This is a genomic window from Enterobacter sp. WCHEn045836, assembly GCF_003965585.1.
GTDB lineage: Bacteria > Pseudomonadota > Gammaproteobacteria > Enterobacterales > Enterobacteriaceae > Enterobacter > Enterobacter dissolvens.
Map to the genome: position 1 here is coordinate 140,784 of NZ_RXPT01000011.1, position 23,093 is coordinate 163,876.

The following is a 23,093-nucleotide window of genomic DNA, read 5'->3' on the forward strand; positions in this document are numbered from 1 at the left end:
CTAACCCCGGCCCTCTCCCACAGGGAGAGGGAGAAAACCGGGCAAGGGTTTTAAGCGGAAACTTGCTCCATCGCCTGCAAAATACGTTTATCCGAAATCGGATACGGCGTACCGAGCTGCTGGGCAAAGAAGCTGACGCGTAACTCTTCGATCATCCAGCGGATCGCCTGAACGTCTTCATCGTCACGACGTGCCGGTGGCAGTTTGTTCAACCACTGCTGCCACGCCTGCTGCACGTTTTCCACTTTCAGCATCTGCGCACGGTCACGGTGCGGATCGATGGCCATTTTCTCCAGCCGTTTTTCAATCGCCTGCAGATAACGCAGCGTGTCGCCGAGACGGTTGAAGCCATTGCCGGTGACAAAGCCCCGGTACACCAGGCCCGCCATCTGCGCTTTGACATCCGACAGCCCCAGCGCCATGGTCATATCCACACGCCCTTTCAGGCGTTTATTGATATTGAACACGGTGGTGAGGATCTGCTCGACCTGTTTGGCAATGTCCACCACGGTGTCGTTGAGCTCCGCGCGCACCTTTTCATGTAGCTGAGCAAAGCCCTCTTCTGACCAGACCGGACCGCCCGCCTCGTGGATGAGTTTGTCCACGCCGCAGGAGATGCAGTCGTCGATCAGATCCAGCACTTTGCCGTACGGGTTAAAGTAGAGGCCGAGCTTGGCTTTGTTCGGCAGCTTCTCGTGCAGATACTTAATCGGCGACGGGATATTCAGAAGCAGGAGGCGGCGCAGCCCGCGCCACATCATCTGCTGCTGTTCCTGCGGGTTATCAAACAGCTTGATCGCCACGCTGTCGCGCTCATCCACCAGCGCAGGCCAGGCCTTCACTTTGTAATTGCCGCGTTTTTGCTCGTAACTTTCCGGGAGCTGACCAAAGCTCCAGATGTGCAGCCCGCTCTGCTCAATCCCCTCATCCGCCACCGCGGATAAGGTCTCCTGCACTTTGCCTTTCAGCGCCTCTTTCAGTGCGGTGAGCGCACGGCCTTCCTGCAGCTTCTTGTTTTTATCGTCCACCACGCGGAAAGTGATTTTCAGGTGATCGGGCACCTGATCCCAGTTCCAGTCTTCGCGGTCAATGGTGGTGCCGGTCATGCGGCGGAACTCACGCTCCAGCGCATCCAGCAGCGGCAGCTCCAGCGGCGTGACGCGGCCTAAAAACGCTTCAGCGTAGTTAGGGGCCGGAACAAAGTTACGGCGCACCGGTTTAGGCAGCGATTTGATCAGCGCAATCACCAGCTCGCGGCGCAGGCCGGGAATTTGCCACTCAAATCCGCTCTCATCCACCTGGTTTAGTAGCGGCAGCGGGATATGAACGGTGACACCATCCGCGTCCGTTCCCGGCTCAAACTGATAGGTCAGCCGCAGCTTAAGGTTGCCCTGATGCCAGAAGTTCGGGTAGTCGAGCTTACTGACCGACTCCGCCCCTTCTTTAATCAGCATGCTCTTTTCAAAGTTGAGCAGGTCCGGCGTCTCTTTGCTGGCCTTCTTCCACCAGCTGTCAAAGTGACGGGCGGAAATGACATCGTGGCTGATGCGCTGGTCGTAAAACTCGAACAGCGCCTCGTCATCCACCAGAATGTCGCGACGACGGGATTTGTGCTCCAGCTCTTCCACTTCGGCACGCAGTTTGAGGTTTTCACGGAAGAAGGCGTGACGCGTCTGCCAGTCGCCCTCCACCAGCGCATGGCGGATAAACAGCTCGCGGCACAGCGCCGGATCAATCTGGCTGTAGTTGACCTTACGCGCGGCCACCACCGGCAGACCGTAGACGGTCACTTTTTCCGTCGCCATCACCGCCCCCTGCGCGCGCTCCCAGTGCGGTTCACTGTACGAACGCTTCAGCAGGTGTTGCGCCACCGGCTCCACCCATTCCGGATCGATACGCGCAGCAATACGCCCCCACAGGCGGCTGGTTTCCACCAGTTCGGCAACCATGGTCCACTTGGGTGGTTTCTTGAACAACCCGGAGCCGGGGAAGATGGAGAAACGGGCGTTGCGCGCACCGGTATACTCCTGCTTTTCGGCGTCCTTCATGCCGATATGGGACAGCAGTCCGGTCAGCAATGCGATGTGAATTTCGCGGTACTCCGCCGGTTCACTGTTCACCGGAATACCCAGCTCTTTCACCACCTGACGCAGTTGGGTGTAAATATCCTGCCACTCGCGCACGCGCAGGTAGTTGAGGAAATCCACGCGGCACTGACGGCGGAACTGGTTCGAGGAGAGCGCCTTCTGCTGCTCGCCGAGGTAGTTCCACAGGTTCACAAAGGCGAGGAAATCAGACTCTTTGTCGTGGAAGCGACGGTGTTTCTCATCCGACGCCTGCTGTTTGTCCATTGGCCGTTCACGCGGATCCTGAATGGAGAGCGCCGAGGTGATGATCATCGCCTCGCGCACGCAGCCGTGTTTTTGCGCTTCCAGCACCATGCGCGCCAGACGCGGGTCGACCGGTAACTGGCTGAGCTGACGCCCCAGCGGCGTCAGTTTATACGCGGTAGCCTGCTCGTCGGTGGTGATCGCTCCCAGCTCTTCCAGCAGACGCACGCCGTCCTGAATATTGCGTTTGTCCGGCGCTTCAACAAACGGGAAAGCGGCGATATCACCCAGCCCCAGGGCGGTCATCTGCAGGATGACGGAGGCCAGGTTGGTCCGCAGGATCTCCGGGTCGGTAAACTCCGGGCGGGAGAGGAAATCGTCTTCCGAATAGAGACGGATACAGATCCCCTCCGACACACGTCCACAGCGCCCTTTACGCTGGTTGGCCGAGGCCTGTGAAACCGGCTCAATCGGCAGACGCTGTACCTTGGTACGGTAGCTGTAGCGGCTGATACGCGCCGTACCCGGATCAATCACATACTTGATGCCCGGCACGGTCAGCGAGGTTTCCGCTACGTTGGTCGCCAGCACGATGCGTCGCCCGCTGTGCGGCTGGAACACGCGGTTCTGTTCGCTGTTGGAGAGGCGCGCATAAAGCGGCAGGATCTCTGTGTGGCGCAGATCGCGCTTGCTGAGCGCATCGGCGGTATCGCGGATCTCACGCTCGCCGCTCATAAAGATCAGAATGTCGCCCGCGCTCTCATTGCCCAGTTCGTCAACGGCATCAAAAATAGCCTGCAGCTGGTCGCGCTCGGTATCATCCGCCTCTTCGACAATCGGGCGATAGCGCACTTCTACCGGGTACGTACGGCCGGAAACTTCGATTATCGGTGCGTTATTGAAATGCTTTGAGAAGCGTTCCGGGTCGATGGTCGCGGAGGTGATGATAATTTTCAGATCCGGGCGACGCGGCAGCAGCTCTTTCAGGTAACCGAGCAGGAAGTCGATGTTCAGACTGCGCTCGTGCGCCTCATCGATAATGATGGTGTCGTACTGCATCAGCAGACGATCCTGCTGAATTTCCGCCAGCAGGATACCGTCGGTCATCAGCTTGACCATGGTGTTATCGCTGACGTGATCGCTGAATCGCACCTTATAACCGATGCAGCCGCCCGCCTCCGTTTGCAACTCTTCGGCAATACGGTTCGCCACGGTACGCGCCGCCAGACGACGCGGCTGGGTGTGGCCAATCAGGCCCTTCACCCCGCGGCCCAGCTCCATACAGATTTTCGGCAGCTGTGTGGTTTTCCCCGAACCGGTTTCCCCTGCCACGATCACCACCTGGTGGTCGCGCACGGCGTTGAGGATTTCCTGCTTTTTCTGACTGACGGGCAGGTTTTCCGGATAGGTGATGGCCGGACGTGCCGCTTCGCGCAGCACAACCTTCCCTGCCGCCTGTTCAATCTCTTTCGCCATCTCCTGGAAAATGGCCTGTTGTGCATCAGGATTTTTAACCTTCTTCACCCCGTGCAAGCGGCGAGCAAAGCGCTGTTTATCGCGCAGCATCAGTGAATCAAGCTGTTGCAGGAGCATCGGGAAGGTCAATTTTTGTTGTTCTGTCATAGCATTAACGGGCAGTGCACTGCCGGATAAAATCTCTTTGTAATGATTGCTATAGAGTACCACATCAGCGCTTTCAGTGCCTTATTCAAAAAATTCGAACATAGGCTTCGATATATTGCGCTATCTCTGTGGCAGGATTGTGAATAGAGTGTCAACAAGCAACGGGGCAACCCCCTTCAATCAAATGCAAAAACAGGAATCACCCATGAGCAAAGTATTAGTTTTGAAATCCAGTATTCTGGCAGGGTACTCTCAGTCTGGTCAGCTGTCTGATTACTTCGTTGAACAGTGGCGTGAACAGCATTCCGCAGATCAAATCACCGTGCGTGACCTGGCTGCAAACCCAATTCCTGTGCTGGATGGTGAGCTGGTTGGCGCGCTGCGTCCAGGCGATGCACCGCTGAGCCCACGTCAGCAGGAAGCCCTGGCGCTCTCTGATGAGCTGATTGCTGAACTGCAGGCGCACGACGTTATCGTGATCAACGCCCCTATGTACAACTTCAACATCCCAACCCAGCTGAAGAACTACTTCGACCTGGTGGCTCGCGCTGGTGTTACCTTCCGTTATACCGAAAATGGCCCGGAAGGTCTGGTCAAAGGCAAGCGTGCCATCGTGCTGACCAGCCGTGGCGGTATTCATAAAGATACCCCAACCGACCTGGTTGCCCCGTACCTGAGCCTGTTCCTTGGCTTCATCGGTATCACTGACGTGAACTTCGTGTTCGCAGAAGGTATCGCTTACGGTCCTGAAGTAGCTACCAAAGCACAGACCGACGCAAAAGCCGCGATCGACAGCCTGGTGGCAGCCTAAGATTTCCCCCTCTCACCGCCCGGTGAGAGGGTTTTTCTTTTCTCCCGCATTTCGTTATCATCCGCTCCCACTCTCCAGCCGGGCGGCCTGATGTCTGCGATTATTGATTCTTTTATTGCCCCACCGTGTCACGACGACATTGAGATCCTCTGGCAGGATGAACATCTGCTGCTGATCAATAAACCTTCCGGTCTGCTTAGCCTCTCGGGAAAAAATCCGCAAAATCTCGATTCGGTGCACTATCGTCTGGTTCAAAGCTTTCCTGGCTGTACCCTGGCGCATCGCCTGGATTTTGGCACGTCCGGCCTGATGGTGATTGCGCGTAATAAGGCCATCAACGCCGCGCTGTGCCAGCAGTTCAGCCAGCGCAGCGTGGAGAAAGTCTACAGCGCCCTGCTTTGCGGCCACGTGGAAAACGATGAAGGGGTGATTGATGCGCCGATTGCCAAAGACCCGGCGCTGTTTCCGCTGATGTCGATCTGTGCCGTTAACGGCAAACCCGCCCGTTCTCGCTATCGGGTGGTGGAACGCCTGCATCAACACGCGGCGATGCCGCTCACGCGGGTAGAACTGACGCCTGAAACAGGGCGAACCCACCAGTTGCGCATTCACTGTCAGCTGCTGGGCCACCCGATTTTAGGCTGCGATTTATATGGGGGACGGGCGTGGCCTGGCAGCGGAACAACGCCGAGGCTGATGCTGCATGCCAGTCAGTTGAATTTTATTCATCCGGTGAGCGGCGAGCCGGTTAACGCCCGTCACGCCGCACCGTTCTGAACCGTCTTACCACATCAGATCGTCAGGGATTTTGAAATCAGCATACGGATCGTCTTCATCCTGCTCTTCCTGACTCAGGGCGCTGTTTAACACGATACTGTCGGCATCGCGCTGGGCAATTTTATCCGCCACCACCGCCGGGATAATGGCATATTCGCAGTCGCCGTTAGCGTTAATCACCAGACGTGCGATGGCCAGACGACCGTTAATCAACTGGGTCTGGGTTGCCTTATCCACCTCGATTTTTTTGATCAAGTTGCCGTCGGTGAAGTTAAAGGTGATGTTGCCTTTTGCCACCGTGATGCGGTTCATCTCAATCAGCTGCTTCACCTGCGCCTTAAACTCTTTGGCGAGCACGGCCTGTTTTTGCTGCTCGCTCAACTGTTTGTCACGCTCAAGCTGCGCTTTTTTGTTCTCTTCTACCGCCTCTCTGGCCTCACGCGCCTGCACGCGGGATTTCTTGGCCGTGCGCTGAACTTTGGCCATTTTTTTGCTGGAGACTAAGCCCGCTTTCAGCATCTGCTCTTGTAAGGTGAGTTTTGTCATGAGTGTGTTTAAACCGGTTGGAAATTTTGGGGATTATAGCGGGAATTGCGGAGCGTGTGTTAGAGAAGTAGGCAGGCGTTTAGTTGCCTGAGGCTGGTTCATTATTCATCCAGCATTTATTAACGTTAACGCCTAAAGAGTGATTAAAAATTGTCAGGTCATTTTCTTAAAAAAAATGAGCAACTCATAAATATGATGTGAGTTCAGTATCTGTATCCTCTACAGGCGTAGGCTGCCTTTCTCTTATTATAAGGGTGCGTAGAAAATATGGCCTTAAAAGGAACAATGCTGCTTAACGGTGCTGACTATGCGCCTTTTAACCTGCACGGCGTAGGCGTGTTTATGGCGCATTCCGGGCAGGGAATCTATCGAAACAATGGACTATGTGGCGCTGTTAAAGGCTCGGGACCCATTCCTCCGGGAAAATACTGGATAGTTGACAGAGGAACCGGAGGCTTCATATCAGGGTTAAAAGCTAAGTTGCAGGACCAGTGGAACAAAGTCCGATCCGGTGCAGAGTTTGGCCGTGATGAGTGGTTTGCTCTGTACAAGGATGACTGGGGTATCGACGATGGAACCTGGATTGATAACGTACATCGTGGATTATTTCGTCTGCATCCGGGTACGCAATCAGAAGGATGTATCACGATTGCCCATAATTCTGATTACGCATTGATCCGCAATGCTCTGATGAGTACCGAACTTATTCAGGTTCCCTGTATGCGTTCACTTATGGCACGCGGCTGGGTTGAGGTGATTGAAAGTGGCTATACCAATACCTGCCCGTAAATGGTGCATCAGGCTATTCAAAACGATCGGGTTTCTACTCATTAGCCTGATGGTAGGTCGCACGCTGGAGCCTGCTGAATTCTATCTTAATCATGACGTGGCTTCTTCCGTATGTGATTTTATGTATGGTGATGTTAATGCTGAAACACTATATGACACATATACGTATATCGATATTTTAACTGTATTTACCCTTACTACGGTTATTTACCAATTAACAATGCTGATAATCAATAAAATAAGGAAATAAAGAGTGCCAATTACCTCCTATATGTAGCTAAAAGACGATGGCGGAGCACATATTAAAGGATCCGTAGACGTTCAGGACCGTGAAGGTAGCATTGAGATCATAGGGCTAAGTCATGATCTAAATCTCCCGGTAGATAGTGCTAACGGTAAGATCACCGGCAAGCGCTAAAAAGTGCTGAAATTAAGTTCTATCATATTAATGATGCTGGACAGGAGGTCTGTTATTACACCGTATTAATGGAGAATGTAAAGGTCACCGGTGTTAACTGCATCGTGCCGAACGTGAAAATCGCGGCCAACGATAAAATGAACCATGTTGAAAGCGTAAGCCTGCAGTATGAAAAAATTACCTGGCGTATCGTCGATGGGAACATCATGCACAGCGACGCCTGGAACGAACGCCCTTCAGCCTGACATCAAGGGGCGCGTGCCCCTTGAGCCTTCATGAAGTTCGCTCATGTTGCTGTGAAATTAAGTCACTTCCCCTGCGCCACCGCGTCAGGCATAAATTATGCATTGATAACTTCCTGGCAACATGAACTTAGGATGCATAACCAAGATGAGTAAAGCTTTTACATTTACCCTTAAGCGCAGTTGCTTCGATGAAAATTATAACCCGTCAGAGAGTACGCGTACGACCACCAACTTTGCCAACCTCGCTCGCGGGGAAAAGCGTCAGGAGAACCTGCGTAATACCCTGGTGATGATCAATAACCGCTTTAACGCCCTGGCGTGCTGGGATAACCCCAATGCCGATCGGTACGCAGTCGAGCTTGAGATCGTCTCTGTGGATCTGAATATTGGTGCCGAGAAAACCTTCCCGGCCATTGAAATATTGCAAACCACAATCGTCGATAAAAAAACCAACGAACGCATCGACGGTATTGTCGGCAATAACTTCTCCTCTTACGTGCGCGATTACGATTTCAGCGTCCTGCTGCTGGAGCATAATAAAAACCAGCCACAATTCACCATTCCGGAGAAGTTTGGCGTCTTGCACGGCAATATCTTCCGCCATTTTGTTAATTCACCGGAATACCGTGAGAATTTCAAAAAAGCACCGGTGATTTGCCTGAGTGTGTCCAGCAAAGACACGTATCGTCGCACGGGTAACCAGCACCCGGTGCTGGGCATTGAGTACACACCGGATGGCGAGTCATTGACGGAGCAATACTTCGCGAAAATGGGCCTGAAGGTACGCTATTTCATGCCTGAAAACAGCGTGGCGCCGTTTGCCTTCTTCTTCACCGGCGATTTGCTCAGTGATTACACCAATCTTGAACTGATCGCCACCATCAGCACGATGGAGACGTTCCAGAAGATCTATCGCCCGGAAATTTATAACGCTAACTCGGCGGCAGGACACTGCTATCGCCCCGACCTGAATCAGCAGGATCACTCATTAACCAAAATTGTTTACGACCGTGTCGAACGCAGCCAGCTGGCCATTGAGCAGGGTAAATTCACGGAAGAACAGTTTATTAAGCCTTACAAACACGTACTCGAGCAGTGGTCTGATAACTACGCGCGTTAATTAATCGAATTTAAAAGGGTTATACATATGAAAACATTGCTCCCGACGTCAACGGCTGGCAGCCTGCCTAAGCCAACCTGGCTTGCACAACCTGAAACGCTGTGGTCACCGTGGAAATTACAGGATCAGGAGTTACTGGCGGGCAAACAGGATGCGCTGCGTTTATCGCTTGATGAGCAGATCCGTGCGGGGATTGATATCGTCAGCGATGGCGAACAGACGCGCCAGCACTTTGTGACCACCTTTATTGAACACCTCAGCGGCGTTGATTTTGAAAACCGTCAGACCGTGCGCATTCGTAACCGCTACGACGCGAGCGTGCCGACGGTGGTTAGCGCCGTGGCGCGTCAAAAACCGGTATTCGTGGACGACGCAAAATACTTACGCCAGCTCACGGATAAGCCAATCAAGTGGGCCCTGCCGGGGCCGATGACCATGATCGACACCCTTTACGACGCGCACTATAAAAGCCGCGAAAAGCTGGCCTGGGAGTTCGCCAAAATCCTCAATCAGGAAGCGAGAGAGTTAGAGGCCGCGGGTGTCGACATCATCCAGTTTGATGAACCGGCGTTTAACGTCTTTTTTGATGAGGTCAATGACTGGGGTATCGCCGCGCTGGAACGCGCCATTGAAGGGCTGAAATGCGAAACGGCGGTACACATCTGCTACGGATACGGCATCAAGGCCAATACCGACTGGAAAAAGACCCTTGGCTCAGAATGGCGTCAGTATGAAGAGGCGTTTCCTAAGCTTCAGACATCGAATATCGACATTATCTCGCTGGAGTGTCACAACTCCCGCGTGCCGATGGATCTGCTGGAGCTGATCCGTGGCAAAAAAGTGATGGTAGGCGCCATCGACGTGGCAACCAACACCATTGAAACCGCGGAAGAAGTGGCTGACACGCTGCGTAAAGCGCTGCAGTTTGTCGATGCCGACAAGCTTTACCCGTCAACCAACTGCGGTATGGCGCCGCTTTCCCGTCAGGTTGCCAACGGTAAGCTGCAGGCGCTGAGCGCCGGAGCCGCGATTATCCGCAACGAGCTGGGCGCGTAATCACCTGCCCTGCGTTTGCCAGTAGAGCGGCGTACCGAAACACCCGACGTAATGATCAATCACCGCCCTGACGTTAAGGGGCGGATGACGCGCGTTCGGGTAGATCGCCGCAATATTCAGGGGCTCCGTATGAATGGCGCACTCCAGCTGTGGCAGGAGTGCGACCAGTTCGCCCTGCTGCACGCGGTCCCCAATCAGCCAGTCCGGAAACAGCACAATCCCCATCCCGCCCAGCGCGGCAGCAAGCAGCGATTCCGCATTATTTGACGTCATTAATGGCACCACCGGATAGTGCACCCACGCCTCCCCCGCACCGCGCAACAGCCAGCGGTTAGGACCCGACGAACCCCGGTAGACCAGGCATTGATGATGAGCCAGATCGTCCGGCCCTTGCGGTGCGCCGTGCTGTCGCAGATAGTCCGGCGAAGCGGCCAGATGGTAGCGCTGCTGACCAAAGATACGCGCGTGAAAGGTCGAGTCCGTCAGCACGCCGATGCGAAAGATCACGTCGGCGGCATTCTTGTGCGGGTCGATAAAATCATCGGTCAGCGTCAGCTCGATATTCAGCCGCGGATAGCGCGCCGTCAGACCAGGCAGCCCTGGCGCAATATGCCGCTGGCCGAAAAAGACCGGAGCATTAATGCGAATCGTGCCGGAAGGCTCCGTTGAACGTGCATCCAGCTCCCGACGCGCATCCTCAAAACTCGTCATCATCTCCCTGGCATAGCGGATAAACAGATGACCACTTTCGGTGGGGATCACCGCCCGGGTATTACGGTAAAAAAGCTGCTGGCCGAGCGCGTCCTCAAGCTGGTGGATAATACGCGAAACCTGCGAGGCGGAAAGGCCCTCGCGGCGCGCAACCACGGAAAAATTTTCGGCTTCAAAAACCGCGATAAAAATCTTCAGCGAACGGAGGTTCATGCTCCCGGCGTCGTACATTCGTGCATATCCTGCAAAGGTGTTTCCTGCATTATGGCATTTTTCTCACCACCAGACCGACGTAATCTTCTCCGCCTGCAAAAGGAGGAATAACAATGCAGTTTGTTTTGATTTTACTGGTGATTGCCGGGGGTATGGGGCTTTCCGTGGAGGCTGGCCTGCTGGGGCCGCTGGGTGGAAAAGTCGGCGATTTATGGGCCACCTTCAGCATTTTTGGTGTCGGCGCCGCACTGACGTTTCTGCTGATGCTGTTCTTCAGCCCGCGCAACAGCCCGTCGTTTTTTGCCCAGCCCGGCTGGCAGTTGCTCGGCGGGGTTCTTGGCCCGGTTTACGTGGTGATCCTGACCCTCGCCACCCCGACCATCGGCATCGCCCTGACGATGATTGGCATTCTGGCGGGTCAGGTTTTTAAAAGCCTGCTGATCGATCATTACGGTCTGCTGGGCACACCCTACAGGAAGATCAACGCGAAACGGATCGTCGCGCTGGGTTTTATTATTGCGGCACTGATTCTGGTTGCACAGGGGTAAGACGATGACACTGATAATGATTATTCTGGCCGTGTGCGGCGGCGCGACGCTGAGCATTCAGGCGGCGATCAACGGACAACTTGGCAGCCGCGTGGGCGTATTCAAAAGCGCGTTCCTGACGTTCTCCGTTGGCGCGCTGGTCACCGCCCTGCTGATCTTCTTCTTTGAACCAAAACAGTCGGTCAGCCTGCTGGACGTGCCGAAATGGCAGCTTCTCGGGGCGATGTTTGGCGTGCCGTACATTGTGATCATGGTCGTGGCGGTACAGCGAATCGGCACCGCCGTCGCCACGGTCGCGGTGATCTTTGGTCAGCTCACCATGAGTATGCTGATTGATAACTTTGGCTGGCTGGGCAATGCGGCCATTCCGTTTTCGATGAGCCGACTGGCCGCCGTCCTCTGCCTGGGTATTGCGCTGTTTTTCATTTACTCAGGCAGTAGAACCGTCCCAACCCGCGAGTAACGTTACGTCTTGCGGGTAAAGAACAGCGTCACCGTGGCGACGGTGACGCCAAATTTCTTCATCTCGGTTTTATTAAACAGGTGTGTGCCATCCTGCAGGTACATCCAGTCGTCAAAGTGCAGCAGCCAGGTGCTGCCGTTGGCCTTCACGTTCATGCTGTACCGCCAGTTGAAGGCATTGCCCGCCGCCTGCCCCGTCGCCACGCCGTCAATGTCGCCCGCCGTGCCCTCATAACGATCGGTCGCCACGCGGCGGATATGCCATACCCGCTGCTGTTTTTCGCCATCGTCGTAGACAAAATGTTCATTCAGCGTCAGCGTGTCGCCAATCACGTCCCCGGCAATCTCCACGTGGAAGCGGCGGATCTGCTTCCCGCTGCGATCCTGCACCATCCCCCACGCTTCCGTTTTGCCCTGGAAATAGTGGAAGATATCAAGCCGCGGCTGCTGCTGGCGGTACTCCGTCACGTCCGTACTGCAGCCTGCCAGCAACATCGTCACACCCAGCGCCATGATCAAAAAACGTTTCATTGTTGTCCTCCGATTAACTGCTGACGCAGCTCAGGGTATTGCGTGCGGGGATCCAGCCAGATGCCCAGAAAACGGCTACTGAACGCTTGCGACTGAGGCGGACCCAGGGGTCTGAAAGTGCCCGATGCGGCAGGCGCGCGGTACCAGAACTGTCCCTGCTTGTCGTTGAGCACGAACGCCAGCTGCGCGCCCGGCCGGACATCCGGCCACAGCGAGGCAAGCATCCGCAGCCAGGCTTCGCTCTGCGGCTCCTGCTGCAAAACCCCCTGCGCTTGCCACTGGTCGCGGGTTGCCTCGACCAGATCGTCACTGTCGATGTCACGCGCGTAGGTAATGATGAGCGCCTGATCCTGCATCTTGCCGGTGTAGCGCCCTTCAGGGGTGCGCAACTGGGAGGTATAAACGGTGAAAGGACCCCAGGTCAGCGTGGCATCCCCCACCTTACGCCAGCCAAGCCAGTCGGCTGCCTGGGCCAAAGGCGTCAGGGTGATGAGCCAGAGGAACAGGAGTGCGGCTCTCATTGTTCTCTCCCCATCAGCAGGTGATAAAACAGCATGAGCACCAGCCAGCCCGGCGCCATCCAGCTGACGACGATAAAGGTCGGCACCAGAAACGTGATCGCCCCCAGTCGCTCACCTATCAGGTACGCCACCGGACCGCCCACGGAGGCCAGCAGCATCAGCAGCCAGCCGGGTAACGTTGTGGTGCGCGTCAGCTGCGTCCAGACCGAAGCAAACATCAACCACAGCGCAACCATCCACAGGGGCATCAGCGACTCGCCGCTAAAGGCGATCAACCCCGTCAGCGCCCAGAGCGCATCCAGCAGACTGCCCGCCGCGGCCAGCAGAATGGCATAAACACGGTGTGCAGGCGGCAACATCAGGCAGGCGAAGATCGCCAGCGCGCACCAGATAATCAGGCCACGTTCGCGAAACAGCACCACCAGCGTCCAGTAGAGATCGAACGCGATAGCCATGGCGAAAACCTGCACGTAACGTTTCATACGCGCTCGGCGGTCAGCTGCACCACGCTAATGGTGCGGGCGTTAAACCCGGCTTCGCAGTAGCCAAAGTAATAGAGCCACATCCGGCGAAACCGCTCATCAAATCCCAGTTTTTCAATCTCCTGCCAGGCATGGAGAAAGCGCTGACGCCAGTGCGCCAGCGTGCGCGCGTAGTCCGGCCCCATATCAAACAGGTTGCGCACCACAAAATCGGTATGGCGCGTCATCAGCGCATTCATCGCCGTAATGCTCGGTAAAAAGCCGCCGGGGAAGATATACCGCTGAATAAAATCCACGCTTTTGCTGTAGTCGTCATAGCGCTGATCCTGAATAGTGATGGCCTGAATCGCCATGCGCCCACCCGGACGCAGACGCGCCTGACAGGTGCGGAAGAACGTTGGCAGATAGCGTTGCCCGACGGCTTCAATCATCTCAATCGACACCAGCTTGTCGTACTCGCCGGTTAAATCGCGATAGTCGCAGAGCAGTACCTCAACGCGATCCTGCAGACCTGCGCGGACGATCCGCTCTGTCGCCCAGCGATACTGCTCCTGCGACAGCGTGGTAGTGGTCACCCGGCAGCCGTAGTGACGGGCCGCGTATTCCGCCATCGCCCCCCAGCCGGTGCCAATCTCCAACAGATGATCGCTGGGGTTCAGCGCCAGCTGTTCGCACAGACGCGCCATTTTCGCCCGCTGCGCGTCGCTAAGATCTTGCTCCTCCCCGCTAAACAGCGCGCTGGAATAGAGCAACTCCTTATCCAGAAATTGGGCATAAAACGCATTACCCAGATCATAATGCGCCGCAATGTTTTCCCGCGCCTGCGCCCGGGAGTTGCGCCGCGTCCAGTGACGAAGCCGCTCCAGCGGTCTGCCGAGCAGGCGGAACCCTTTTTCAAGCCGCCCCAGTACCTGGCTGTTTAGCGCAAGCAGTTGCAGAAGGGGCGTGAGCTGCGTGGTTTCCCACTCGCCGTCAATCCAGGCCTCTGCTGCGGCCAGACTGCCCCCGGTCAGGACGCGCCAGTAGACGCCCTGGCTGAGGATCTGCACGTCGGCATGCAGCGCGGCAGACAGCTCACCGAAATGAAAGGTCTGCGCCCCTTCACGTAGCGTGAGCGAGCCGCCACGAAGGCCGCTCAGCACGCGAAAGAGCAGCCAGCGCGCGACGCGAACGTTGCGCGGGATATCGGGTTCAAGCGCAAAGACGGGATCGGTCATGAGCGTTCACTCCTGCTGACAGGATGGTTATACAGAGGCACGCGCTTAAGCCACAGCCGCAGCGCCTGCCAGTAAATCGCGAAAACGGTTTTGAGCGTCATCAGCGGAATACGCAGCAGCAGTCCACGCAGCGCCGGACGGGTCAGCGGCGCGCGGCGAAGCGCCAGCGTGGCATCAAATACCTTTGACGCCTGATGATTTTCAATGTGCATATGCAGCGTGTTATCCGGGTTGTTGAAGCGCCAGTGGTAAATCATGTCCATGGGGTTAAACGGAGAAACGTGAAAGGCTTTCTTCGTGGGCTGCGCATCCTGACCATTGACGGCGTAATAATGACGTTCGTTCCAGGGGGTATTGCGCACTTCGGCCAGTACCCAGCGCAGCGTCTCTGCCGGGTCATAGCAGTAATAAAAATTGACGGGATTAAAATGAAAGCCGAAGTAGCGTAGCTGCGTCAGGAGCATCACCCGCCCCTGCGGACGTTCTCCGGTGAGGCTTTCCAGTCGATTCAGCACGTTCTCTTTAAGCGGCGAACCCAGCGGATAATCCGCATCATGGAACGATGCGGCGGCAAACCGGTTGCGCCGCACGCCAACGGTGGGCAACTTCTCCAGTTCATCGAGATCGAGCCAGGCCATAAAGACCCCGTAGCTGAACTCATGCGTTTTCGGCTGGAGACGGCGGTGGCGTAATACGCCGTGATAGAGGCAACTGTTCATCGGTTTCCCTCCCCGGCTGTTATCGCATTGACGACGTCCAGCGCGCTGCGCACGCCATCTTCATGAAAACCGTTGTACCAGTACGCGCCGCAGAACCAGCTCCGCCGGTGACCGTTGATTTCGCTGCGGCGCGCCTGTGCCCGCCAGCTTTGCGGGTTAAACAGTGGATGTTCATACACAAAGCGCCGCAGCACGAAGCGTTCGTCCACCGGCGTTTCCGGGTTTAAGGTCACGCAGAACAGCGGGCTACCGGCGGGCAGCCCCTGCAAAATATTCATGTTGTACGTTACGCAGGCGCTGGCCTGATCCTGGTCGCTCAGGCGGTAGTTCCAGCTGGCCCAGGCGCGCTGACGCACCGGCAGCCAGCGCGGATCGCTGTGCAGCACCACCTCGTTACGCTGCCAGCCAATCTCCCCCAGAACCTGCTGTTCAGCCGCGGTGGGTTCGTCGAGGATGGCCAGCGCCTGGGCTGAGTGACAGGCAAAAATCACCTGATCAAAACGGTGACTCGATTCTTCAAGATGGAGGGTGCCCCCCTGTGCATCACGGCTTACCCGTTGCACCGGCGCGTTGAGGCGCAGCGTTAACCGGTCGCCAAGCTGGTGCAGAATGGCGCGGATGTACTCCCGCGAGCCGCCGGGTACTACGTACCATTGCGGGCGTCGGGTGATATCCAGCAGACCGTGATTCTCAAAGAAGCGTAAAAAGAGCGGCAGCGGAAAACGTTTCATCTCCTGTAGCGACGACGACCAGATGGCCGCCCCCATCGGGAGAATGTAATGACGCGCAAAGAACGGCGTAAAGCGGTGCTGTTCCAGGAACGTTTGCAGCGTCGCGCCGGGCTCCACGTCCTCTTTCAGCGCCTGCTTCGCCAGGCGGTTAAAACGGACAATCTCCCCAAGCAGACGCCAGAACGCCGGGTTCACCAGGTTACGACGCTGTGCAAAGAGCGTCGTCAGGGTGTGGCCGTTGTACTCGAGCCCGCTCTGCGGGTTGTGTACCGAGAAGCTCATCTGCGTTTTTTGCCCGCTGATGCCCAGCTCACTGAGCAGCCCCATAAAGCGCGGATAGGTGCGGTCGTTGTAGACGATAAAACCGGTGTCGATGGCGTAGGTACCCTGTGGCGTCGGCACGTCAACCGTGGCGGTATGGCCGCCGGGGGTGGCACCGGCTTCAAACAGGGTAACCTCATGATGCCCGGCAAGCCGCCAGGCGCAGGTCAGCCCGGCAATGCCGCTGCCGATAATGGCGATATTCATGAGCGCACCATCCTGCGCAGCAGTGCGCGCTGTAGAAACGCAGGCATCCCGGAAAGCAGCCGCAGTGTCAGACCGAATCCCGCTGGAAACGCGATGTGGTTTTTCCCTTTTTCCAGTCCGCGACGAATGGCCTTTACCGCCTCATCGACGCTTACCCTGCCCGGCATGGCGAAATCATTTTTGCGGGTCAGCGGGGTATCGACAAAACCGGGCGACACCACCGTGACCGCAACCCCTTTCGGCTCCCAGTCGAGACGCAGACTGTCAGCAAACCAGGTAAGTGCGGCTTTCGACGCGCCGTACGCTTCAGCGCGTGGAAACGTCAGCCAGTGCGCCATAGAGCTCACCAGCACCACGCGGTTACCGGCCATAAGTTGCGGCTGCAGCGCGGCGAGGCAATTGACTGGCCCCTGAAAGTTAGTGGTCATCACCCGCTCTACCAGCGCGGCGTCTACCACGCCATGCTCAAGATATTCGCAGGTTCCGGCGCAGAGGATCACCAGGTCGGCCGCGCAGCCCGTCAGCGCCTGGCGACAGGCGTCCCTGTCTGTCATATCGAACAGGCGTACCGTAATGTTTGAGCTGTGCTGATGCAGGGCTTCCAGACGCGCCGGATCCCGCCCGCAGGCGATGACATGGTGACCGTCACGGGCAAAAGATTGCGCCAGCCCCGCCCCAATGCCTGAACTGGCGCCGGTGATCAAGACCGTCATCATGATTTCACCCTCCGCTTCACGCCGCGGACCGCCCAGCCGAGCAAGGGAAGATGTTCGTAGATCATCTCTCCGGCATCGTAGTAGTCCCGCTGGCGAATAATCCGAGCCTGTTCCACGTCCACCACAGAGCAGCCAGGCAGTTCGAGGGGCTCGCCACCGGCAATGCGCGGGTGCGACCAGTGCATGACCCAGGTGACAACAAAGCGTTGCTCGCCGATCAAAGGGGAATCAAGCGTGAAACGGCAGTGTTCGACATTCGCCAGCAGATGGGTGAAATAGCGTTGCAGGGCGAACAGGCCGTTGTGCTCGCCAAACGGATCGATAAGCGTGGCATCGGGATGGTAAAGCCCCGCCAGCGCCGAGGGCGGCTGCGAATCCAGCGCGGTGTAGTAATCAACAAACCGACTGATGACGTCAGGCAAAAGGTTCATGGGTCACATCCTGGCGGTAAACAACGTAGCGTAAGCACATATTTAAAACTTACACAATTCGTGTTATTTGTCCAAGTTTGTCCAGAAATATATTTTTATTTAGTTAATTATCATTAGGTTAGCGAGTCACTTTCTTGCAAGGATCTGAGGCGAAATAAGGTCTGACCGCCATCGGGCTTTTTTTTCAGGTTAACCTTAAGGTAAATTCCCCCGTTCTCTTCCAGGCTTATCCTTTTTATTCATAAGGATGCCATGCGATGAGACGTTTCTTTCTCTCCCTTTTCTCCAGCCCGGAATCGTTACTTCAGGTGATGAGTCAGCAGGAAATTATTGAAGCCGTTGAGGATGGCGACCGGATTATTATCGACCAGGATGGCAACGCCTCGGTGAACTACAAAAGCAACGAGGTTCGTCAGGATTTTCTGCGCCACGTCAACGCGTTAAAGAGGGCGTGATATGGGAACGGCGATATTTATGGTGTTGATGGTCTGCGGATACTGGTACACCAGCCGCGACCTCTCTACCCGCTTCAAAATCAAGCGATCTTTCGGCTGGGATGTCTATTTTCTGGTTGCCCTTTACGGCTCGATCTTCGTTCTGCAAGGCGTGATCGCCACCGGATTGCTCTGGCTGCTGCTGCTGGCACTGTCGGCGGCGGACAATACCTTCCATTTTACGTCAGAGCGTTATGCCGACTGGCAGATGGACTTTATGAACTGGAGTTTTTTGGGCATTCAGGCGCCCGTAGTGGTGATGCTGGCCTTCGCCATCCTGTTTTGTCTCTACCGCTCAAACTGGGCAGGCAGCGCCCGGCTGGACGGTGAAGGCAGGAAAAAACTCTATAAGCGCCTGGCACAGGCGAGCGGGATTGAACAGCTGCTTTATCAGTGCATGGAGCAAGGCGAGCTGGCGCAGGTGACGCTACGTTCGGGGCGTATCTATGTCGGTATGATCCATACAGCGACGCTGGAATACGAGAAAACGGCCAATATCGTGCTTATCCCCATGCTGAGTGGCTATCGCGATCGCCAGACGATGAATTTTCGCATCGAAAATAACTACAGCAAATGGTATGACGGACATGACATCACCCTCGACTCTGAGCCCAGAAGTGCGATGGATTTCAGAAAGGTGATTATGCTCAACCAGATTGAGAGCCTTGCGCTGTTCGACCCGGCAAGTGCCAGCGTGCTCGACATGGCTCAGCGGGAAAACGCCGCGCAATGAGCTTCTCATCCGTTCAGCAAGGCGTGTAAACTACCTTTAGTAGTTAACTGATTTGAGGAAAAGATGGTTGTTAAGCGCTTAAGAAAAGAAGAACGACGCGCACAGCTGCTGGAAGTCGCGCGCGGAATTGTGCGCCAGCAAGGCACTGAGGCCCTTACGCTGGGTTTCCTGGCCGAGCGCGCCAACGTCACCAAACCCATTCCTTACGATCATTTTGGCGATCGTGAAGGGCTGCTGATGGCGCTCTACCAGGACTTCAGCGACAGGCAGCTCAAGAAATTTCGCGAGACGTTGAGCAGAGACAATAAAACGCTGGCGCAGACTATCCGTTTTTTCAGCGCCGCGTACATCGACTGCGCAATCTCTGCGGGCCCCGAAACGGGCCCCATTGCGGCGGCCCTGTCCGGCTCGCGGGCGCTGCAGATTTTCCGCGAGGCCTGCGTGGCCGACTGCGCAGACTGCCTGCGGATGGCGCTTTCACCTTTTATTGTGCTGCAAGGGGTGACAGGTGAAGCGGCCCTGACGGCCATTATTGGGGCTGCGGATGCGCTCAGTACGTCCGCCGGCAATGGGATCCTCGCGCGTAACGTCGCCGAGGAGATGCTCAGCGGTGCGATGACTGGCGTGCTGAATACCTATATGGACAGCACAAAATGAGTGCCCTGCCAGATTGACACCTAAGTTACCAATAGTAACATAGAGACCTCTTCACTCACCTTGTTGAGGTCTCTATGTCTGCATCAAACGTCATCAATACTGCCCTGATCGTGACGGCTCACCCGATCGAAACGTCGTTATCCCATACCCTTGCACAGCGAATTGCCGGGAAGTTACAGGAACAGGGTACGCAGGTTGAAATAGCCGACCTTCATGCTGAAGGCTTCTCTCCCGCGATGATCCGAGCCGATCTTGATCTGTACCACGGTGATGCCAGCGCGTTGCCCGACGATGTTCTGCGCGAGCAGCAGCGCGTCGAACGGGCTGATATGCTGATATTCGTTTTCCCGTTCTACTGGTGGTCTGTTCCCGCCCTCCTGAAAGGCTGGTTTGATCGGGTACTGACGGTGAACTGGGCCTATAAAGTGGGAGAAGAGGGCCGCATTGTGGGTAATTTACGTGATGTGCCCGTGCGCCTGGTCGCAACGGCCGGCAGCGATATCGCCGGGTTTGATAAACACGGTTATTCAGCTGCCATTCAGAGCCAGATTGTTGAAGGGGTGTTTGGCTTCTGTGGTCTGAAGAACGTGACGCTCGATATCCTCTATGAGGCCGATTCTGCCTCCCCTCAGCAGGTGGACGATTTTCTGCAAAGCCTCAATAAGCTTGTCTGAGTCATCCGGCGCAGCCATTCCTGCGGGTTTGGCTGCGCACCACGTAAAACCGGGATTAGCGCGGCATCAGCGTCTCAAGCCCTCTTCTCAACTGGCTGACCACCTCCTCTGTCGCCATTCCCATTTGCGCATGTATGATGGCGCCGTCAATAAGCATCAGAATTTGCGTGTTAATAGCCTCATCGGCAATACCGGTGAGGGTGGCAATTTTTTCCCGGGTTTCAGATTTATGATTGCGACAAATGGCTTTTATTTCACTTTCATTGTCTTCTGATTTCGCTTCTGCGCTGGCGTTAATAAACGCACAGCCATGGAATAGCGGAGAAATAAACCACGCATTCAGCGTGGCAGCTAATGCATCCGATGCAGCCCGCCCCTCATCGAGATAGTGTCGAAGTGTGGTTTCAAACCAGTTAATCCACAGCTCGTGCCGATAGTGCAGATAGGCAAGAATAAGCAAACTCTTACTCGGGAAATGACGATAAAACGTCACTTTGGTCACCTTCGCCTGCCTGATAAGCGTATCAACGCCCGTTGCTCTGAAGCCGGTGGAATAAAAGAGTTCGTGCGCGGTAAGCAATATTTTATCTCTGACGCTGACTTTTTGATCGTTATTCATGATGAGCGTATTCACGTTTATCAGGCCTCAAACTGTGTGTTGACAGACGATTTTTACAGGCATAGATTAACGCAAGTAGACAGACCTGTCTACATACTATCAACCCGAGGTAGCCGAGATGAATACACGCCCCCCTTTACCGCCGTTCACCCGTGAAAGTGCCATTGAAAAAGTCAGGCTGGCAGAAGATGGCTGGAACAGCCGCGACCCGGCAAAAATCGCCCTGGCCTATTCGCTGGACACGCAGTGGCGCAACCGTGCGGAGTTCGCCACGAACCGCGCGGAGGCGCAGGCGTTCCTTGAGCGGAAATGGAAGAAAGAGCTGGATTATCGCCTGATAAAAGAGCTTTGGGCATTTACCGACAACCGCATCGCCGTGCGCTATGCCTATGAATGGCATGATGATTCAGGCAACTGGTTCCGCTCTTACGGCAATGAAAACTGGGAGTTCGAGCCGGACGGCCTCATGAAGCGGCGTTTTGCCTGTATCAACGATATGCCCATCAAGGAATCTGAACGGCTCTTTCACTGGCCGCTGGGCAGACGCCCGGACGATCACCCGTCTCTGAGCGATCTGGGGTTATAGGATCTTTCATCTCTCCGGGCTTCTGTCGGTTACCCGGAGAGATGAATTTATAACGCCCCCAACTGTTTCATCAGCGTCAGGTTATCTTCTATATGCCAGTTGGCGACTATTTTTCCTTCACGGATTTGATAAATATCCGTGGCGATAAAATCTATTTTTTGCCCCTGTCCTTTCAGTTTGCCAAATGTGCCTGTGAAGCTTCCGCGAAAATGCAGATGCGAAACGACGCGGTCGCCGGTAATAATCATCTGCTCCACTTCACAGCGTAAATCCGGTACCGCCGTGCGAAACACCCTGGAGGCCATAATCGCGCCATCGGGGCCCTGCTTTCGCCCTTCCGGAGGCGTTTTATCAGTAAAATCCTCCGCCAGTGCGTCCCGCGCTAAAGCCTCTTTTCCGGTGTCCCAGAATGTGGCGTATTTTCTGGCGACAGATTCATTAGCCGCTATTTGCTTCGCTGACAATGCCTTATCAAAAATAAGCTGATTCGGTTTGACCAGTCCGTTCTCTGCTGAAAAAGCGGTTCCCGTTATGCCAGCCAGTATTAACGCCATCACAGCCGGGCGCAGACAATGTGTATATTTCATAGAGTCCTCAAGGTGTTTAACTGTGCTGAACCTCACTGACGGGTTGCGCGATATTGCGGGTAATCGGTATATCCCACCCCGGTACCACCAAACAGCGTGCCAGGATCGCTCACCTCAGCCAGGGGTAACTGATGCGCAAGGCGGTGCGGCAAATCAGGGTTGGCGATAAACGGACGGCCGAATGCAACGAGATCGGCATAGCCTGCCGCAAGTATTTTCTCTGTTTTTTCAGGGGTGTAATTCCCCGCCACAATAATTGTTCCGCTGAATGCTTCACGCAGCGTTTGACGGAAAGGTTCCGGAACCTGTGGAGCGTCGTCCCAGTCGGCTTCTGCCAGGTGGATGAAGGCAATGCCTTTCTCTTCGCACCAGGCCGCCAGCATAAGTATGGCCTCAGTGACCTGCGGATCGTTCATCCCGCGCTGTGTGATAAACGGTGACAGACGAATCCCCGTGCGCTCACCGCCAATGGCATCAGCGATGGTCTCCAGCACCTCCTGCGCAAAACGAATGCGGTTGGCAAGCGTGCCACCATATTCATCCGTGCGAATATTCGAGGTGCTTCTCAGGAACTGGTCGATCAGATAACCATTCGCGCCGTGGACTTCCACGCCGTCAAACCCTGCCTGGATGGCATTCAACGCAGCCTGACGATACTGCAAAATAATGGTCTGAATATCTTTGCGCGACAGCGCGCGTGGCTGCGGACACTCCACCATCTGACCACGACCTGTCTCATCAACCACCCACACCTTCGCGTCCGGCGCCAGCGCTGACGGTGCAACAGGCTTACCATCCTGATGAAAACTGGCGTGCGACATGCGTCCTACATGCCAGAGCTGGGAAAAAATCACGCCTCCGGCCTGATGTACAGCACCCGTAGTGAGTTGCCATCCGGCAACCTGCTCGGGCGAATGGATCCCCGGTGTCCATGAATATCCCTGCCCCTGGGGAGAGATCTGCGTCGCTTCGGTGATGATTAATCCTGCGCTGGCTCGCTGTCGGTAATATTCAGCCATTAATGCGGAGGGAATATTTCCCGGTTGCAGGGAACGGGCGCGGGTCATCGGCGCCATAACAATTCTGTTCTTCAGATGCAGATGACCGATTTTATAGCCTGCAAAAAGTGAGGTATTACTCATGATGACGTCCCTTCTGGTGTTGGTGAAATCACTTTACAGGCGGCATCTGTCTTTGATAATTACACTGAAATCAGAT

Annotated in this window: 26 protein-coding genes and 1 pseudogene; 13 read left to right on the forward strand and 14 right to left on the reverse strand. The window is 55.5% G+C overall.

The features are described from left to right. Positions 1–50: 50 nt before the first annotated feature. The gene (gene hrpA / locus EKN38_RS16070) at positions 51–3,953 is read right to left on the reverse strand and encodes an ATP-dependent RNA helicase HrpA (RefSeq protein ID WP_043951763.1); all 3,903 of its coding nucleotides are present in this window, start codon (positions 3,951–3,953) and stop codon (positions 51–53) included. A 205-nt stretch (positions 3,954–4,158) separates the two neighbouring features. Here hrpA and azoR point away from each other — a divergent pair, with 205 nt between their 5' ends. Together azoR and EKN38_RS16080 are read left to right on the forward strand one after the other, a co-directional pair. Next, entirely contained in the window at positions 4,159–4,764 is a 606-nt protein-coding gene (gene azoR / locus EKN38_RS16075; protein WP_014831826.1) for an FMN-dependent NADH-azoreductase, read from the forward strand. Between the two features lie 90 nt (positions 4,765–4,854). Beyond that, on the forward strand, positions 4,855–5,541 hold the full coding sequence (locus tag EKN38_RS16080) for an RluA family pseudouridine synthase (protein WP_014831825.1): 687 nt from the start codon (positions 4,855–4,857) through the stop codon (positions 5,539–5,541). Positions 5,542–5,547: 6 nt separating this feature from the next. Here the strand turns inward: EKN38_RS16080 and EKN38_RS16085 are convergent, their stop codons facing one another. After that, positions 5,548–6,087 (reverse strand): DUF2058 domain-containing protein, encoded by a 540-nt coding sequence (locus tag EKN38_RS16085; RefSeq protein WP_013096708.1) that lies wholly within the window; start codon positions 6,085–6,087, stop codon positions 5,548–5,550. Between the two features lie 267 nt (positions 6,088–6,354). Here EKN38_RS16085 and EKN38_RS16090 point away from each other — a divergent pair, with 267 nt between their 5' ends. The 4 genes and pseudogenes from EKN38_RS16090 (at position 6,355) to EKN38_RS16110 (ending at position 9,715) form a co-directional block, all read left to right on the forward strand. Continuing rightward, the gene (locus EKN38_RS16090; RefSeq protein WP_043951625.1) at positions 6,355–6,876 is read left to right on the forward strand and encodes a DUF2778 domain-containing protein; all 522 of its coding nucleotides are present in this window, start codon (positions 6,355–6,357) and stop codon (positions 6,874–6,876) included. 301 nt (positions 6,877–7,177) lie between these two features. Further along, positions 7,178–7,539: pseudogene (tssD, locus tag EKN38_RS16100) on the forward strand (type VI secretion system tube protein TssD). 145 nt (positions 7,540–7,684) lie between these two features. Further along, on the forward strand, positions 7,685–8,659 hold the full coding sequence (locus EKN38_RS16105; RefSeq protein ID WP_014831822.1) for a DUF1852 domain-containing protein: 975 nt from the start codon (positions 7,685–7,687) through the stop codon (positions 8,657–8,659). 27 nt (positions 8,660–8,686) lie between these two features. Then, entirely contained in the window at positions 8,687–9,715 is a 1,029-nt protein-coding gene (locus EKN38_RS16110; protein WP_014831821.1) for a methionine synthase, read from the forward strand. Here EKN38_RS16110 and EKN38_RS16115 read toward each other — a convergent pair whose 3' ends face one another. Continuing rightward, positions 9,716–10,657, reverse strand: a complete 942-nt coding sequence (locus EKN38_RS16115; protein WP_014831820.1) for a LysR family transcriptional regulator — start codon at positions 10,655–10,657, stop codon at positions 9,716–9,718. A gap of 95 nt (positions 10,658–10,752) precedes the next feature. On the opposite strand from EKN38_RS16115, the gene EKN38_RS16120 reads away from it, so the two are divergent. Both EKN38_RS16120 and EKN38_RS16125 read left to right on the forward strand, forming a co-directional pair. Next, entirely contained in the window at positions 10,753–11,187 is a 435-nt protein-coding gene (locus EKN38_RS16120) for a DMT family transporter (protein ID WP_014831819.1), read from the forward strand. A 4-nt stretch (positions 11,188–11,191) separates the two neighbouring features. Continuing rightward, positions 11,192–11,650: a DMT family transporter gene (locus EKN38_RS16125; RefSeq protein WP_014831818.1), complete on the forward strand. Its 459-nt coding sequence runs from the start codon at positions 11,192–11,194 to the stop codon at positions 11,648–11,650. Positions 11,651–11,652: 2 nt separating this feature from the next. On the opposite strand, the gene EKN38_RS16130 is transcribed toward EKN38_RS16125, so the two are convergent. From EKN38_RS16130 to EKN38_RS16165, 8 genes are read right to left on the reverse strand one after another with little or no spacing between them, the layout of a single operon-like run. Further along, positions 11,653–12,180 (reverse strand): DUF3833 domain-containing protein, encoded by a 528-nt coding sequence (locus tag EKN38_RS16130; protein WP_014831817.1) that lies wholly within the window; start codon positions 12,178–12,180, stop codon positions 11,653–11,655. Further along, entirely contained in the window at positions 12,177–12,701 is a 525-nt protein-coding gene (locus EKN38_RS16135; RefSeq protein WP_014831816.1) for a hypothetical protein, read from the reverse strand. The genes EKN38_RS16130 and EKN38_RS16135 overlap by 4 nt, the downstream gene beginning before the upstream one ends. Continuing rightward, entirely contained in the window at positions 12,698–13,183 is a 486-nt protein-coding gene (locus EKN38_RS16140; RefSeq protein WP_014831815.1) for a DUF2878 domain-containing protein, read from the reverse strand. The genes EKN38_RS16135 and EKN38_RS16140 overlap by 4 nt, the downstream gene beginning before the upstream one ends. Continuing rightward, entirely contained in the window at positions 13,180–14,400 is a 1,221-nt protein-coding gene (locus tag EKN38_RS16145; protein ID WP_014831814.1) for an SAM-dependent methyltransferase, read from the reverse strand. The genes EKN38_RS16140 and EKN38_RS16145 overlap by 4 nt, the downstream gene beginning before the upstream one ends. Beyond that, positions 14,397–15,119 carry a DUF1365 domain-containing protein gene (locus tag EKN38_RS16150; protein WP_014831813.1) on the reverse strand — a complete coding sequence of 241 codons (723 nt, stop codon included), beginning with the start codon at positions 15,117–15,119 and terminating at the stop codon, positions 14,397–14,399. Before EKN38_RS16150 ends, EKN38_RS16145 begins: the two co-directional genes overlap by 4 nt. Beyond that, the gene (locus EKN38_RS16155) at positions 15,116–16,378 is read right to left on the reverse strand and encodes an NAD(P)/FAD-dependent oxidoreductase (RefSeq protein ID WP_014831812.1); all 1,263 of its coding nucleotides are present in this window, start codon (positions 16,376–16,378) and stop codon (positions 15,116–15,118) included. The genes EKN38_RS16150 and EKN38_RS16155 overlap by 4 nt, the downstream gene beginning before the upstream one ends. Continuing rightward, positions 16,375–17,094 (reverse strand): SDR family NAD(P)-dependent oxidoreductase, encoded by a 720-nt coding sequence (locus EKN38_RS16160; protein WP_014831811.1) that lies wholly within the window; start codon positions 17,092–17,094, stop codon positions 16,375–16,377. The genes EKN38_RS16155 and EKN38_RS16160 overlap by 4 nt, the downstream gene beginning before the upstream one ends. After that, positions 17,091–17,525 carry a nuclear transport factor 2 family protein gene (locus EKN38_RS16165; protein ID WP_014831810.1) on the reverse strand — a complete coding sequence of 145 codons (435 nt, stop codon included), beginning with the start codon at positions 17,523–17,525 and terminating at the stop codon, positions 17,091–17,093. Before EKN38_RS16165 ends, EKN38_RS16160 begins: the two co-directional genes overlap by 4 nt. Before the next feature lie 257 nt (positions 17,526–17,782). Here EKN38_RS16165 and EKN38_RS16170 point away from each other — a divergent pair, with 257 nt between their 5' ends. The 4 genes from EKN38_RS16170 (at position 17,783) to EKN38_RS16185 (ending at position 20,083) form a co-directional block, all read left to right on the forward strand. Then, positions 17,783–17,980, forward strand: a complete 198-nt coding sequence (locus EKN38_RS16170) for a hypothetical protein (RefSeq protein WP_013096722.1) — start codon at positions 17,783–17,785, stop codon at positions 17,978–17,980. Between the two features lies 1 nt (position 17,981). Continuing rightward, a complete protein-coding gene (locus EKN38_RS16175; RefSeq protein WP_014831809.1) occupies positions 17,982–18,752 on the forward strand; it encodes a hypothetical protein in 771 nt (256 codons plus the stop codon). 63 nt (positions 18,753–18,815) lie between these two features. Then, positions 18,816–19,409: a TetR/AcrR family transcriptional regulator gene (locus tag EKN38_RS16180; protein ID WP_014831808.1), complete on the forward strand. Its 594-nt coding sequence runs from the start codon at positions 18,816–18,818 to the stop codon at positions 19,407–19,409. Positions 19,410–19,483: 74 nt separating this feature from the next. Further along, a complete protein-coding gene (locus EKN38_RS16185) occupies positions 19,484–20,083 on the forward strand; it encodes an NAD(P)H-dependent oxidoreductase (protein ID WP_014831807.1) in 600 nt (199 codons plus the stop codon). A gap of 55 nt (positions 20,084–20,138) precedes the next feature. On the opposite strand, the gene EKN38_RS16190 is transcribed toward EKN38_RS16185, so the two are convergent. Then, positions 20,139–20,702 carry a TetR/AcrR family transcriptional regulator gene (locus EKN38_RS16190; protein ID WP_043951762.1) on the reverse strand — a complete coding sequence of 188 codons (564 nt, stop codon included), beginning with the start codon at positions 20,700–20,702 and terminating at the stop codon, positions 20,139–20,141. 118 nt (positions 20,703–20,820) lie between these two features. On the opposite strand from EKN38_RS16190, the gene EKN38_RS16195 reads away from it, so the two are divergent. Further along, the gene (locus EKN38_RS16195; protein WP_013096727.1) at positions 20,821–21,288 is read left to right on the forward strand and encodes a DUF1348 family protein; all 468 of its coding nucleotides are present in this window, start codon (positions 20,821–20,823) and stop codon (positions 21,286–21,288) included. A gap of 47 nt (positions 21,289–21,335) precedes the next feature. Here EKN38_RS16195 and EKN38_RS16200 read toward each other — a convergent pair whose 3' ends face one another. Both EKN38_RS16200 and EKN38_RS16205 read right to left on the reverse strand, forming a co-directional pair. Next, complete coding sequence (locus tag EKN38_RS16200; protein WP_014831805.1) at positions 21,336–21,875, reverse strand: ester cyclase; 540 nt, start codon at positions 21,873–21,875, stop codon at positions 21,336–21,338. A gap of 32 nt (positions 21,876–21,907) precedes the next feature. After that, a complete protein-coding gene (locus EKN38_RS16205; protein ID WP_014831804.1) occupies positions 21,908–23,017 on the reverse strand; it encodes an alkene reductase in 1,110 nt (369 codons plus the stop codon). Positions 23,018–23,093 lie beyond the last annotated feature (76 nt).

Bases quoted from the DNA above. Each gene is read 5' to 3' on its own strand.
- hrpA (WP_043951763.1), bottom strand. From the start codon at position 3,953: ATGACAGAACAACAAAAATTGACCTTCCCGATGCTCCTGCAACAGCTT.
- azoR (WP_014831826.1), top strand. From the start codon at position 4,159: ATGAGCAAAGTATTAGTTTTGAAATCCAGTATTCTGGCAGGGTACTCT.
- EKN38_RS16080 (WP_014831825.1), top strand. From the start codon at position 4,855: ATGTCTGCGATTATTGATTCTTTTATTGCCCCACCGTGTCACGACGAC.
- EKN38_RS16085 (WP_013096708.1), bottom strand. From the start codon at position 6,087: ATGACAAAACTCACCTTACAAGAGCAGATGCTGAAAGCGGGCTTAGTC.
- EKN38_RS16090 (WP_043951625.1), top strand. From the start codon at position 6,355: ATGGCCTTAAAAGGAACAATGCTGCTTAACGGTGCTGACTATGCGCCT.
- EKN38_RS16105 (WP_014831822.1), top strand. From the start codon at position 7,685: ATGAGTAAAGCTTTTACATTTACCCTTAAGCGCAGTTGCTTCGATGAA.
- EKN38_RS16110 (WP_014831821.1), top strand. From the start codon at position 8,687: ATGAAAACATTGCTCCCGACGTCAACGGCTGGCAGCCTGCCTAAGCCA.
- EKN38_RS16115 (WP_014831820.1), bottom strand. From the start codon at position 10,657: ATGTACGACGCCGGGAGCATGAACCTCCGTTCGCTGAAGATTTTTATC.
- EKN38_RS16120 (WP_014831819.1), top strand. From the start codon at position 10,753: ATGCAGTTTGTTTTGATTTTACTGGTGATTGCCGGGGGTATGGGGCTT.
- EKN38_RS16125 (WP_014831818.1), top strand. From the start codon at position 11,192: ATGACACTGATAATGATTATTCTGGCCGTGTGCGGCGGCGCGACGCTG.
- EKN38_RS16130 (WP_014831817.1), bottom strand. From the start codon at position 12,180: ATGAAACGTTTTTTGATCATGGCGCTGGGTGTGACGATGTTGCTGGCA.
- EKN38_RS16135 (WP_014831816.1), bottom strand. From the start codon at position 12,701: ATGAGAGCCGCACTCCTGTTCCTCTGGCTCATCACCCTGACGCCTTTG.
- EKN38_RS16140 (WP_014831815.1), bottom strand. From the start codon at position 13,183: ATGAAACGTTACGTGCAGGTTTTCGCCATGGCTATCGCGTTCGATCTC.
- EKN38_RS16145 (WP_014831814.1), bottom strand. From the start codon at position 14,400: ATGACCGATCCCGTCTTTGCGCTTGAACCCGATATCCCGCGCAACGTT.
- EKN38_RS16150 (WP_014831813.1), bottom strand. From the start codon at position 15,119: ATGAACAGTTGCCTCTATCACGGCGTATTACGCCACCGCCGTCTCCAG.
- EKN38_RS16155 (WP_014831812.1), bottom strand. From the start codon at position 16,378: ATGAATATCGCCATTATCGGCAGCGGCATTGCCGGGCTGACCTGCGCC.
- EKN38_RS16160 (WP_014831811.1), bottom strand. From the start codon at position 17,094: ATGATGACGGTCTTGATCACCGGCGCCAGTTCAGGCATTGGGGCGGGG.
- EKN38_RS16165 (WP_014831810.1), bottom strand. From the start codon at position 17,525: ATGAACCTTTTGCCTGACGTCATCAGTCGGTTTGTTGATTACTACACC.
- EKN38_RS16170 (WP_013096722.1), top strand. From the start codon at position 17,783: ATGAGACGTTTCTTTCTCTCCCTTTTCTCCAGCCCGGAATCGTTACTT.
- EKN38_RS16175 (WP_014831809.1), top strand. From the start codon at position 17,982: ATGGGAACGGCGATATTTATGGTGTTGATGGTCTGCGGATACTGGTAC.
- EKN38_RS16180 (WP_014831808.1), top strand. From the start codon at position 18,816: ATGGTTGTTAAGCGCTTAAGAAAAGAAGAACGACGCGCACAGCTGCTG.
- EKN38_RS16185 (WP_014831807.1), top strand. From the start codon at position 19,484: ATGTCTGCATCAAACGTCATCAATACTGCCCTGATCGTGACGGCTCAC.
- EKN38_RS16190 (WP_043951762.1), bottom strand. From the start codon at position 20,702: ATGAATAACGATCAAAAAGTCAGCGTCAGAGATAAAATATTGCTTACC.
- EKN38_RS16195 (WP_013096727.1), top strand. From the start codon at position 20,821: ATGAATACACGCCCCCCTTTACCGCCGTTCACCCGTGAAAGTGCCATT.
- EKN38_RS16200 (WP_014831805.1), bottom strand. From the start codon at position 21,875: ATGAAATATACACATTGTCTGCGCCCGGCTGTGATGGCGTTAATACTG.
- EKN38_RS16205 (WP_014831804.1), bottom strand. From the start codon at position 23,017: ATGAGTAATACCTCACTTTTTGCAGGCTATAAAATCGGTCATCTGCAT.